The organism is Acidovorax sp. GW823-FHT05D11, from assembly GCF_058795695.1.
Genome location: NZ_CM179502.1, coordinates 4,681,591 through 4,694,483, shown reverse-complemented (window position 1 = coordinate 4,694,483; position 12,893 = coordinate 4,681,591). Strand labels below are relative to the sequence as shown.

Below are 12,893 nucleotides of genomic sequence, written 5' to 3'. Positions count from 1 at the left end.
GGCAGCGCCACCATGAAAAGCCGCTGCAATGGACGCAACCGGATGGCGTGCCCGCGCGTTGCGTTCACGCGCATATGCCTCAGCTGACGGGCATCCACCGGCAGCGCGCCCGTGTGACTGCTTGGCGTGGCCCTATGCGGTCTGCGCACATTGCTTGTCGGGTTCGCACCGTGCCTGCCGTGGCAACAGCGGACGTCCGCGCAGCCGACCGAAGTCAGAACGCGCAGTTGGGCGACATATTTCGCAATTGAAAAGGAATTGCAGCTTGAACGCGTCATGGTGTCCACCGTTATCGCTTGGTGGACACCATGACGACCGCCTAGCGCAATCCATTTACTACGGGACGAGCGCGCGCTTGCGACGGATCAGGCCCATCATGACCATCAAGCTGGACAGCATGACAAGTCCCCATTCCGAGAGCGTGGGAATCGATGCCGGAGCATTGGCCGCTTCTACGGCGATGACGCGCGACTGCGTATTGTTGGATGTATCACCGTCGCCTGCTGCGCCCGTTGTGCCGTTGGCGGTAGCCGTCCCCAAGGTCGTGGGGGTGCCGCTCACCTGGCATGTCACCGTCTGGCCTTGGGGAATGGCGTTCCCTGCGACCCATGCCGAGGCCCCAGGGCTGACCGTGCAGGAGCTCGTGGACAGGCCCGGAGGCAGACCGGCGACAGAGCAACTCGTGCTGGACACCGCATCGGCAGAACCAGCGTTGGTGCAGGTGTAGCTCCCTGTGTAAGAGACACCCACTCTTGCAGTGGCAGGCAACCCGCTCACATCCACCAGTACATCCGGGGCCGTCGTCATAGACACAGGCTTCGATGCTGTGTTGTTGCCGACATTGATGTCGCCCGTGGCGCCGGTGGTGCCGTTCACGGTCAAACCACCAGAGCTGGTTGGCGTGCCGCTCACCGCACAGGTGACGAAGGCCCCCGCAGGTACGGCGTTTCCAGCGGTCCAGGCGCCGCCTGTGCTGATGCTGCAGGCCCCTTGGTTCACCCCTGCCGGGAGCCCTCCCACGGCGCAGGTGGTGCCGGTGAGCGCCGTGGCGGCACCGATGTTCTGGCACGTGAAGCTACCGCTGTAGGGCACACCAACTGTCCCTGAGGGCGGAATACCTGCCAAGTCGATCGCCATGTCAGGCGTAGGTAGAACACCAGCGATGGCGATGATGGCGGTACGTTCATTGTTCAGCGTATTCGGATCGTTGTCGGCCCCGGTGGTCACATGCACGGTCACGCTACCCGTTGTGGTGGGTGTTCCAGAAACTTGACATGTCACAGTCTCTCCGGAAGGCACGGTACCTGGCTGGGTCCAGGGCGTATTGGTCGGGCTGACGGTACATGCCGAGACGCCCACGCCTGCGGGCAGGTTTGCGGCATCGCATGTTGCAACATCCGCGGCAGCAGCCCCCTTGTTGGTGCAGGTATACGAGCCGGTGTAAAGCGTGCCTACATTGGCAGTCGGTGGCAGGTTCAGAGTCACGGCATCCACGTCCATGTCGCTGAGCGTCGAAGGGCTGACCAGATCCGTTTTCCACATGGGGCCGGGAAGCGGATCGACCGCGTCACCCGCGATGGTGTAGTTCCCGTTGTTGATGGGCCCCATTGCCCCATCGGGAACAACTACGGTGACAGTAAAAGACCCCGACTGCCCCGGCGCCAACGTACCCACGTTGCAACTCAGGGAGCCGCCTGGCGTTGGCGGTGTGGCAGTGGCGCCACCAGAAGCCGGCGTGCAGTTTCCTCCGCTGGAAGACACGTAGGTCACGTTCTGAGGGACGGCCGAATTGTCTTGCGGCATCACCGGCGTCACAGTGGCGTTGCTCACTGGGTCGCTGGTCTTGTTGGTGTAGGTATAGGTGTAGGTGATCTGAGTGCCATTGGCGCTGCTGACAGACACGGGGCCAGAGACGCTCACCCACAACACGTCGGGGAGCCTGAAGCTAAAGCTGTCCACATGCACATGGCCTTCGTGCCCGCCAGGAGAGCAACCCGCCGCCACCAGTTCAAGCTCGATCCAGTCGCCCACCTGCAGTTTGGCATTGCCGGGGGCTATGTCAAAAGTGATGAATTCCGAATAGGCGTAGTTCCGGGTGTTGTTCGTGGTGTCATGCCACACGGTCCCTGGCTGGTTGGAGAAGTTGAAGGTGAAGAACAACTGGCCAGGGGAGCTCGCGGGGGCACCGGGCACAGGAACAGGGGTGGAATCCACGGCCGACGTGATCTTGCGCACTTCGACCGCAAAGTAGGGCTGTTCTTCGGAGAAATGCCCACCGGAAACGCTGGAAACATATACCGCACCATTTGTCACGTTGATGGCGTTGCTGGTCAGCGTAATTTGCGTGTCACTGTCAACGGAAAGTACCTGACGATCCGTATTGTTTGTGCCAAGACGCACATAGTTTCCAGGGCTCACCGTGGCCGTGAAATTGGTCCCCGTGCCTGTGACGATGGCGGAGCCGGAAGCAGCACTCACGGTGCCGCCCAGCACTTTGATCAATCCTGGGTTGTCAAGCACGGGCGTCATGGCGAAGCGAACGTGTACCTTGCCGTCTGCGTCCACATCGGCAGCCGTCACTTGGGCGCGTTGCCGAATGGAGCTGGCACGGGAAGCATGGCTCGTGTACTGCACGGGCGGGTTCCCCAGGGTCGGGCTGCCACTTCGGGCGATATGACGCGTTGCCTGGGTAGATCCAAGTGGATTCAGATTCACCAAAGCACTGTTGTTGCCAGCAAAGGGCCAGCGCAAGGAGGCAGCGGGGATGGCGCCAGTGAGCAGATGATCCTGTTGGCTGCGAGCGCCCGCGCCACCTGCATCCAGCACCACGGACAGGTCCGTGGCATCTGGTGCCGTCCCCGTGGTGGTATAGAGATTGGGGTCATATCCCGCGTCACCAGCATTGGCCCGAAGATTCAGATCCTTGATGGATTTGGGGTTGATGGTGTGCGTACTAACTGTGGGCACGCCGTTGTTCTGCAGAGTCGTTTTGATCCATTCGCTGCCAAACGTGCCGCCCTCAAACCCGCCATTGACGAATTCGGCGTGCGCCGGATGCGCTGCCAGAAGCATCCCCCCAACACCTATCGCGGCCACGCCGCTCAGGAACTTGTGAACCAAGGCATGCATGGTTCTCCAACCATTTGTTCTTTTCAACACGATTTCCTCTTTGGATTTAAACGCTGCTCAGAACGGTGAAGCAGTGAGCAGACATACAACAAACAACTTTCGGATCGTGGGTCCGCGTCATGAAACGAGGGGCCCAGCGAAAAAAATCCTGCCCCTGTCCAAAATGGGCGCAATGCCTGCGGCATCGCACAAAGGACATTCAGCGCGTTACGGCAGTGCGGAAATCACGTCGAGATTCGATACGCCGAAAACGACGCACGGTCGTGCCAACGCCAATGGACTAGCCAATCTGCAGATAACTAACCGGCGCCTCCGGGGTTTCCCGGTCAGCCCTCCAGGCCCAACCCGTGGCCGACAAGTGCTACAGCGCGCCGATTGGACGCTGTGCAGCGCAGGTGCGACTGCATCCGAACGCCAGGACGCGGACCTCACTGCCGAGCCATCCCCCTCGGCACGGTCTCGAGTAAATTGCCGCCGGCATTTCGCTCATCAGCGGTTTGATGCGGGGACTGCAGGTGCGCCTTCTGCGACGCAGCTCTTCAGGCCGCCACGCACGGCGATTTCAAGCCGTCATGTGCTGTCAAGCAAGGCACCGCATAGGTGCCCATGCAAAGGCAACCGTGCAATCAGTGGGGCGAGCGATTTTTGTGACATGGCGAAATAGGACGTTGGGGCAAATTGCTCCAGCTGCCCAATACTCATGTCACATACGGTAACTCGCCATAAATCAAAAATCCGAGAATTGACTATTGTTTGCAATCTCGATCACGGCCTGATCGATGGGGGCCATGCCTGCGCTACGTGCGGCGAGCCCCATCTGTGAACGGACTTATTGCAATTCGGTACCCCCGCCAATACGGCGCCCCCATGCCGCAGATGAAGTCCTTTGCACTGAAGCAAACGGGGGCAACCGTCGGATGTGCTCGATACCGGCCCCCTTCCCCATGCGGCCTTCCATTCGGTGGCGTGGCGTGCGCTGCCGGGTTCGTTCACGCGGAAGGTGATCAAGCCTTGTGGCTGGGCCTCTCGCAGAGCTGCGTGCGGGGGCGATGAACACGGCATGGGCACGGGTTTTCGGGTCGAAAAGCGCCCTGAGGTGGCACCCGGTTCAGGGCGTTCACGGGGACCGATTAACATTGGTAGCAATTCTTATTCTCAATTGCATACATGTTGATCGGTATTCTTCTGACCTTTGCGTGTGGCTGGCTGGTTCTGCGCGCCACTCCCCGCGCGGACGGGCCGCACCTGAGGTGGCCGTACGCAGCGCTGGGAGTGGCGGCGGCGCTGGTCGCTGTAGGTGGCATCCACGCCAGCGGCATGGGGCTGGCCGTGTCCATCGCCTTCGTGTTGGGGGTGGCCATGCTGGCGATACCCTGCCTGAGCTACTGCCAGGCCAGGCGCCGTGGCGCTTCTAAAAGAGCTGTGCGATGAGTCGTCGCAAAGATCCCGACGCAGCGCCCCGTCATCTGCTCTTCAAGGGATTGACGGGTTTTCTTCTTGGCTTTCCATTGGCACTGTGGCTCAGTTGGCTGCTGATGTACGGCGGGCTCTTGCCACGCCATGTGCCGGTACGCGACCAAATTGCCATGTGGCTGGCGGTCCTGCTGTGGGCGGCCGTGCCGTGCGCGGCATTCCTGGCCCGAAGCCGTCGGCAATGCCTGGCAGTTTTCCTGCTGGCCAATGCAGCTGCTTTCACCGCCTGGAGGGTATTGCAATGAAGGCGCAGACCGTTCGCGACTACCTGGCGGTTCACACCTGGGTTGGCATCCTCTGCGGGCTGGTGTTGTACGTCGCCTTCTACGCTGGCGCGTTCTCGATGCTGGAAGCCGAGATCACCCGCTGGACCCAGCCACCGGCCGCCGTATCCCGTGCGATCAGCAATGACGGCGACGCGCTGGCCAAAGTCTTCCTCGACGCGAACCCGGACTTCAAGGGCCGCGTGCGTTTGCGCTGGCCCAGTGCGGACCACACCCAGCCCGCGCTTGCGCACATGGTGCGCGGCCAGGATGCGGTGTGGTGGCAACTGGGCAACGATGGTCAATTGCACCGCATGCACTCCATGCCGCGCGAGGACGACACCAGCGGCAATTTTGTGGACTACCTGCATCGCAAGGGTGGCCTGCCCATTCCGCTGGAATTGGCCGAGCCGCTGATCGGCCTCGTGTCTCTGGCCTATGCGCTGGCCCTGGTGTCAGGCATCGTGGTGCTGCTGCCTTCGCTGGTGAAGGACTTGTTTTATCTGCGCCTGGGATCCAACCTCAAGCGCATGTGGCTGGATGTGCATAACCTGCTGGGCGTGGCCAGCCTGCCGTTTCACCTTGTCATCGCACTGAGCGCCGCCGTGTTCGGGCTGCACGACATGGTCTACCTGGCGCAGGACAAGTTCGTCTATCAGGAAGGCCTGCGCGCCACCGTCGCGCGCGACAGTGTCAAGCCGCCGCAGGTGGCGCGCGCAGACTGGCTGCCTCCGAGCGAAATCATGCGCCGCGTACAGGAGCAGGCGCCGGGATTTGCGCCCCTGGGCCTGGACTACGTGATGCTCCCCAGCGGCCCCGTGGGGCTGGTGGGGGGCGTGGATGAACGGCACTTCCAGCGCGCCTCGCGCTACGGCCTGGCTTTCGTGAACCTGGGCAGCGGCGAAATCTACGATCGCAACTATCTGCCGGGTGCCAGCGGCTATGCGTCGACGGCGCTCCTCAGCAGCCTGTTCGCGCTGCACTTCGGCAGCTATGGTGGCGACACGGTGCGCATCCTGTACCTGCTGCTGGGGCTGTCGGGTGCGCTGCTGTTCTACACCGGGAATTTGCTGTGGATAGAGACGCGGACCCAGCGCGCGCGCAAACCGCAAGACGGGCAGCCCATGAGGCGGCCGCGCCATGTGCGTGTCGTGTCCGCGCTCACGCAGGGTGTGTGCCTGGGCTGCGCTGCGGCGCTACCCGCGACGCTTGCCCTGGCGCACTGGTTCGCGCCGAGGGTGGGCGACATCGACATGCTCCACCAGGGTGTGTACTACACGCTGTTTCTCGCCTGCATCGCCTGGGCGATCTGGCGCGGCACGGAACGCGCTGCGCCCGGCCTGTTGTGGTTCACGGCGATCTGCAATGCGCTGGTACCCGTGGCCGCCGTGCTGAACCCCAGTCCGGACGGGGTACTGCTGGGCCTGACCTGCCTGCTGCTGGCACTGTTCTTCGGATGGCTGGGTTGGCGCCAGCGCGCCAAGGTGCATCCGGTCGGCGTGGCTGCCTGATGTGCATGCGCAAAACTTCATTTTCATAGCTGTCTGCGCTTGCTGCATAAGCGCTGGAGGCCAATTTGACTTCCAGAAACAGGCCTACCGTACTCAGTCGCCAGCAGGGTGTCGGTTACAACATGAAATATAATGAGAATTATTTTCATTCGTATCAAATAACGGCAAGAAGCAATGTCCAACAAAGCATCCTTTGGCCGCACCGGCCGGCTTACTCCCATCGCTCTGGCGCTGCTGGCTTTCAGCGCCTCCGTCGCAGGGCAGACCGCGGACGGCGGCACGGCCGCCGCCACGCTGGAGCAAGTCAATGTGCGCAGCAAGTACGAACGTGAAGACCTGCCGACCCGTGCGCCCGGCCACAAGGCCGCATCGGGCGCGCGCCTGGGCATCCTGGGCGCCACGTCCATCCTGGAGGCGCCCGTGCATGTCAACGCCTACACGCGCGAGCTGGCCGAGGACTGGTCGGCCCTCACGCTGCAGGACGTGCTGGAGAACGACTCGTCGGTCGTCTTCATCACCAACAAGAACCACCTGCTGCAGAACTTCAACCTGCGCGGCCTGGACATGAGCGCGATGGACATCGCCACCAACGGCCTGTACGGCATCGCCCCGGCCAATGCGGTGCCGGTGGAGATGTTCGAACGCATCGAGGTGCTGCGCGGCCCGAACGTGCTGCTCTCGGGCATGCCGCCCAACAACAGCGTGGCCGGCACCGTCAACATGGTCACCAAGCGCGCACTGGCGCAGCCCATCGCCGACCTGACGATGACCTACGCCACGCATTCATACCTGCAGGGCCATGCCGACGTGGGCAAGCGCTTCGGCGATGAAAAGCGCCTGGGTATCCGCTTCAACGGCGTCTATGGCAGCGGCGAGATGGGCGCCAAGGAAGAGGACCAGACCCGCCGCGTGGGGGCTCTGGCGCTGGACTACCTGGGCGACCGCGCGCGCTTCTCGCTGGACGTGTACAGCAGCGTCACCAAGATCGAGGGCGGCAGCCCGGGCATGTTCAACTTTCTGGGCAACGCCCAGATCCCCGGCGTGGGCCGCCTGCTGGCGCCGCCCGAGGGCGACACCAACATGTTCCGCGGCACGCACGGGCAGTACGACAACAGCGGCGCGCTGGCCCGCGCCGAGGTCGACTTCACGCCCGACTGGCAAGGGTACTTCGCGATAGGCGGCTCCGAGGCCGAGGGCAACGGCCTGCTGTTCGGCACGCGCGCCTTCGTCACCGGCGCGGACGGCACCACGCGCGGCGCGATCTACAACGTCCACACCGAATCCGAGCGCCGCACGGCCGAGACGGGCGTGATCGGCAAGTTCGACACCGGCAGCGTCAAGCACCGCCTGCAGCTTTCGGCCAATATCCTCAAGCACAAGGAAGGCACGGTCAACACCGCCTGCAACTACTGCTACACCACCAACATGTACAACCCCGTGGCGCCCACCTTTCCCGCAGCGCCCAAGTGGACCGGCTACACCACCGTGAACGACTACCGCTCGCTGGCCGTCGCCGACACCATGGCCTTTGCCCATGAAACCGTGCTGCTGACAGTGGGCGGGCGCCACCAGACCGTGAAGATGCCGCTGCAAAAATACAGCGAAAGCCGCTTCTCCCCCATGCTCGCCGCCGTGGTACGGCCCTGGGGGGATTCCCTCTCGCTCTTTGGCAATTACACCGAAGGCCTGGAGCCCGGCCAGATTGTTGGAGTGGGCTACGCCAACACGGGTGAGGCCCTGCCACCGAAGCAGACCAAGCAGTTCGAACTGGGCGTGAAGCTGCAGACGGGTGCGCTCACGCACACCGTCAGCGCCTATGAGATCAAGCGCCCCTCCTTCGTCACCAACAGTGCCAACCGCATGGTCGATGACGGCGAGCAGCGGCTGCGCGGCCTGGAGTGGAGCATGTACGGCATGTTGACCAAGGACCTGTCGCTGCTGGGCGGCGTTACCCACATCGAATCCGAGCAGCGCAACACCGGCCGCGATACCTACGGCACGCCTGAGCTGCGCGCGCGCATCGGCCTGGATTGGCAAACGCCCGTGCAAGGTCTGAAGGTGGGCGGCCGCGTGGTCCATACCAGCTCGCAGTGGGCGGATTCGGGCAACAAGCTGCGCGTGCCCTCCTGGAACCGCCTGGACCTGAATGCCAGCTACGCCACCAGGTTCGGCAGCATGCCCGTGCGCTTCAACGCCAGCGTGGAAAACGTGGCCGACAAGAAGTACTGGATCGGCATCTTCGGCGACGGCTTCGTGATGCCAGGCGCACCGCGCACCTTCAAAGTGTCTGCGACCGTGTCGTTCTGATACGGGGGACAGGCCGGCTGCAGGAATGGCGCTTTTCAGCGTGGCCTGACTTTCGAAAGCACCGGCGAGGACCGCTTGTGGCGCGGCGGTGGGTCCTCGCCGGTACTGTCCGTCCGCGGCAACGGCAGGCGCTGGGCCGCGATGCCGCTCAGGAAGTCAAAGCACTTTGGTGAGCGTGACGATCACGCGCGACTTGTTGACGGGGCCGAAGAATTCTTTCTTGCTGGCGCCCGCCACCGCAGCGCCCAGCGACACACCCGAGCCGAAATCGTAGGCACCGCCCACGCTGTAGTCCATGAAGTTGGGGGCCGTGATGTCGCCACCAAAGCGGGTGAAACCCACGGATGCCTTCAGCGTGATCTTGGGGGCCACTTCGTGCGCGAACGCCAGGTTCAGGTAGCCGGTGTTGCGGCCCTTGAAGCCGGGGCCGGCGTAGGCGAAGTAGTCCTTGGACAGTGTGTGCGAGTACCGGGCGGTCAGGGGGCCGAACGTGGCCGCGCCATAGACTTCGGTGGTGTTGCCGTTGCTGTTGCCGGGGTAGATGTAGGTCAGCACGCCCAGGTCCAGGTCCGCGTCGCCGGCCTTGAACTTGTAGCCCCCGTACACATCGGATTCGAGCGAGTTGCCCGACAGCCAGTCCACGCTGGAGTTCCAGTTGCCCACATAGAAGCCGGATTCACCAAAGGCATAGTCAAAGCCGCCTTGCAGCGCCGGCTTGACGGCCCTGGCCTTGGAGGTGTCCTGGTCCTGGCCGCGGAACTTGTAGTTGGTGGTCAGGCTGACGTTGCCGGTGAGCTGGGCGCTGGCCAGCACGGGAAGGGTGGCGAAGAGCGCAGTGGCGAGCACTTTGGAGCATGAGAAGGCCATGAAGGAAATCCTGCGGAAACAAAAGAAGGTGCAAGCGTAGGAAAACGTGCATATAAAGTTCGTAAAGAATGCGGGCAAAGCCGTAAATGTTGCCGAGCGCCGACGGACGCCACGAATCGCCAACCACACACCGTGACGCGCTGGCAACATCGCCGGCATCCAGTGTTGCTTGAGGTGCTGTGATGTTGATCAACTGCGTCGTGTATGAGGATGGCACCAAGCTCGCCGACATTCCTGTCCGTGAGATCCGTGAGCACATATCGCTCCCCGGGTGCTTCGTGTGGGTGGCATTGCATGACGCCACCCCGGAAGAACTTGACGAGTTGCAAAAGGAGTTCGGCCTGCATCCCCTGGCGGTGGAAGATGCCCGCCATGGCCATCAGCGGCCCAAAGTCGAGGAATACGGGCCTTCTCTTTTTGTGGTTCTTCATCTCCTGGAGTCGGGTGGGGACCATGAGACCGTCACGAGGCTGGGCGAACTCAATGTGTTCGTGGGCAGTAACTATGTGGTGTCGGTGCGCAACCGCAGTGAGCGAGGATTCTGGGATGTGCGGGAGCGTTGTGAGAGAGAGCCTGAACTCTTGCGCAGCGGGCCGGGATTTGTGCTGTATGCGCTGATGGACGCGGTGGTCGATCGCTACTTCCCGATCATCGATGCCCTCGAGGTGGAGCTTGAAACGATCGAGCAACAGATATTCACCAAGGGTGTCGCGCGGACCAGTATCCGGCGGCTCTATGAACTCAAGCAGCGCCTTACCCTGCTCAAGCACGCCGTTGCCCCGTTGCTGGAAGGTGCGGCCAAGCTGCACGGTGGCCGGGTGCCGCAAATCTGTGCTGGCTCTCAGGAGTATTTCCGCGATGTGGTGGACCACCTTGGCCGGATCAACACCTCCATCGACTCCATTCGCGACACGATCGGGACGGCAATCCATGTCAATCTGTCCATGGTCACCATCGAGGATGGCGAGGTCGTCAAGCGCCTGGCTGCGTGGGCAAGTCTGTTTGCCGTGTGCACGGCGTTCGCGGGAATCTGGGGCATGAATTTCGAGCACATGCCGGAGCTCAAGTGGCGCTACGGATACGCGGCTGCGATCGCCCTCATCGCCACCACCTGTTGCTATCTCTACTATCGCTTTCGCAAGGCGGGCTGGCTCTAGATAGCAGGTGCGGAGCCGTCCGGCGCGCGGGTTCCAGCAGCCAGGCGCCGGTAGATCGGTGGCCCTCGCAAGGGCCGCATTTTTACGCCATTTTTACGGCGACCTCCCCAGTCTGTGCACACTTTTTACAGCGACATCCTGAGAATCAAACACACGTTTTGATGCAGGAGTTGTCGATGGACATGATCTGGATAGCCGCATTGGCGGCTTTGTGGGTGGCCATGGCCGAGGCCGTGGTTTTGCTGGGCAAATTCGGCCCGGCCAAGGGTGAGCGCGCATGATCGGCCTCGAAGTGCTTTATGGCTTTGGCGCGCTTGTGGCCATTGCCTTGCTGGCCTATCTCGTGTTCGCGCTGATCTGCGCGGAGGAGTTCTGACATGGAAACCTCTGCCTGGAGCCTGCTCGGGCTCTTTCTGGTTGCGCTTGGCGTCCTGGCATGGCCGTTGGGCAAATGGCTGGCCGCCCTGTGTGAGGGCCGGTTGCCTCGGTGGATGCATGTGGCCGAAAAACCGCTCTACAAGATGGCCGGGGTGGCTCCCGATCAGTCGATGCACTGGCACGGCTATGCGCTGGCACTGTTGGCGTTCAATGCCATCGGTGCATTGGCTGTGTATGGCCTGCAGCGCCTGCAGCACCTGCTGCCGCTCAATCCCCAGGGAATGGGGGCGGTGTCCGGCGACTCGTCGTTCAACACTGCCATCAGTTTTGTTGCCAATACCAACTGGCAGGGCTACGCGGGTGAGTCCACGATGAGCTATCTCACGCAGATGCTTGGCCTTTCCGTTCAGAACTTCTTGTCAGCTGCCACCGGTATCGCCGTGGCGTTCGCGTTGGCCCGCGGCTTTGCGGCCCGGCGCACCGACGGACAGGGATATGTCGGAAACTTCTGGACCGACGTCACCCGGATCACGGCTTGGGTGCTTGTGCCTGCCTCCTTTGTGATCGCGCTCGTTCTGGTCGGGCAGGGCGTCATCCAGAATTTTGACGCCTACAAGGAGGTCGCAACCCTGGAGCAGACGGCCTATGAAGTGCCCAAGCTGGATGGTGCAGGCCAGCCCGTGACAGGTACCGACGGAGCACCGGCCATGGAGGGCAGGACCAGCAAGACCCAGACTCTGGCCATGGGACCGGTGGCCTCGCAGGAGGCGATCAAGATGCTCGGCACGAACGGCGGCGGGTTCTTCAACGCCAACTCCGCCCATCCCTATGAGAACCCCACCGCCTTGACGAACTTCGTGCAAATGCTGGCGATCTTTCTGATTCCCGCAGCCTTGTGCCTCGCATTTGGCCGTGTTGTTGGCGACCAGCGCCAGGGCGTCGCGATCCTGGCGGCGATGACGGTGATGTTCGTCGTGGCCGTCGTGGCCGTTGTCGCGGCGGAACAGGCCGGCAATCCGCAATGGAGTGCGCTGGGGGTGGACCAATCCGTCAGCACCCTGCAATCGGGCGGGAATATGGAGGGCAAGGAAGTGCGGTTCGGAATCACCGCGTCAGCGCTTTTCGCGGCCGTGACCACCGCTGCCTCATGTGGCGCCGTGAACGCGATGCATGACTCGTTCACGCCTCTGGGAGGCATGGTGCCTCTGGTTCTCATGCAACTGGGCGAGGTCGTGTTTGGCGGCGTGGGCACCGGCCTCTATGGCATGCTGGTATTCGCCATCCTTGCCGTGTTCATGGCGGGTCTCATGATCGGCCGGACGCCCGAGTATTTGGGCAAGAAGATCGAGGTGCGCGAAATGAAGCTCACATCGGTCGCCATTCTGGTCACGCCGATCCTGGTGCTCGTGGGTACCGCGGTTGCCGTGAGTGCGGGCGCAGGACAGGCCGGCGTTGCCAACCCTGGCGCCCATGGGTTCTCCGAAATCCTCTATGCATTGACATCCGCCGCCAACAACAACGGCAGCGCGTTTGCGGGGCTGTCTGCCAATACGCCGTTCTACAACGTACTGCTGGGGCTGGCGATGTGGTTTGGCCGCTTTGGAGTGATCGTGCCCGTCCTGGCCATCGCTGGTTCGCTGGCCGCGAAGAAGCGCCTGCCGGTGACGGCAGGCACCATGCCCACCCATGGGCCGCTGTTCGTGGTTCTTCTCGTGGGGACCGTGCTTCTGGTGGGGCTTCTCAACTACGTGCCTGCCCTGGCTTTGGGTCCGATGGTCGAGCACCTGATGCTCTGGGCCAAGTGAGGT

Annotated in this window: 8 protein-coding genes; 6 read left to right on the top strand and 2 right to left on the bottom strand. The window is 62.5% G+C overall.

The window, feature by feature from the left end; all coding sequences use genetic code 11:
* Nucleotides 1-336 precede the first annotated feature (336 nt).
* Nucleotides 337-3,129 carry an IPTL-CTERM sorting domain-containing protein gene (locus AC3RCE_RS21550; RefSeq protein ID WP_492253911.1) on the bottom strand — a complete coding sequence of 931 codons (2,793 nt, stop codon included), beginning with the start codon at nt 3,127-3,129 and terminating at the stop codon, nt 337-339.
* 1,427 nt (nt 3,130-4,556) lie between these two features.
* Here AC3RCE_RS21550 and AC3RCE_RS21545 point away from each other — a divergent pair.
* The 3 genes from AC3RCE_RS21545 to AC3RCE_RS21535 all read left to right on the top strand — a co-directional run bounded on the left by AC3RCE_RS21545 (nt 4,557) and on the right by AC3RCE_RS21535 (nt 8,683).
* The gene (locus AC3RCE_RS21545; RefSeq protein WP_492253910.1) at nt 4,557-4,847 is read left to right on the top strand and encodes a hypothetical protein; all 291 of its coding nucleotides are present in this window, start codon (nt 4,557-4,559) and stop codon (nt 4,845-4,847) included.
* Nucleotides 4,844-6,376, top strand: a complete 1,533-nt coding sequence (locus AC3RCE_RS21540) for a PepSY-associated TM helix domain-containing protein (RefSeq protein WP_492253909.1) — start codon at nt 4,844-4,846, stop codon at nt 6,374-6,376. The genes AC3RCE_RS21545 and AC3RCE_RS21540 overlap by 4 nt, the downstream gene beginning before the upstream one ends.
* A 174-nt stretch (nt 6,377-6,550) precedes the next feature.
* Complete coding sequence (locus AC3RCE_RS21535; protein ID WP_492253908.1) at nt 6,551-8,683, top strand: TonB-dependent receptor; 2,133 nt, start codon at nt 6,551-6,553, stop codon at nt 8,681-8,683.
* Between the two features lie 156 nt (nt 8,684-8,839).
* Here the strand turns inward: AC3RCE_RS21535 and AC3RCE_RS21530 are convergent, their stop codons facing one another.
* On the bottom strand, nt 8,840-9,550 hold the full coding sequence (locus AC3RCE_RS21530) for a TorF family putative porin (protein WP_369643413.1): 711 nt from the start codon (nt 9,548-9,550) through the stop codon (nt 8,840-8,842).
* Between the two features lie 182 nt (nt 9,551-9,732).
* On the opposite strand from AC3RCE_RS21530, the gene AC3RCE_RS21525 reads away from it, so the two are divergent.
* The 3 genes from AC3RCE_RS21525 to kdpA all read left to right on the top strand — a co-directional run bounded on the left by AC3RCE_RS21525 (nt 9,733) and on the right by kdpA (nt 12,890).
* Nucleotides 9,733-10,707: a magnesium and cobalt transport protein CorA gene (locus AC3RCE_RS21525; RefSeq protein WP_218296190.1), complete on the top strand. Its 975-nt coding sequence runs from the start codon at nt 9,733-9,735 to the stop codon at nt 10,705-10,707.
* Nucleotides 10,708-10,984: 277 nt separating this feature from the next.
* A complete protein-coding gene (gene kdpF / locus AC3RCE_RS21520; RefSeq protein WP_218296189.1) occupies nt 10,985-11,083 on the top strand; it encodes a K(+)-transporting ATPase subunit F in 99 nt (32 codons plus the stop codon).
* A gap of 1 nt (nt 11,084) precedes the next feature.
* Complete coding sequence (gene kdpA, locus AC3RCE_RS21515) at nt 11,085-12,890, top strand: potassium-transporting ATPase subunit KdpA (protein WP_492253907.1); 1,806 nt, start codon at nt 11,085-11,087, stop codon at nt 12,888-12,890.
* The last annotated feature ends 3 nt before the right edge of the window (nt 12,891-12,893 follow it).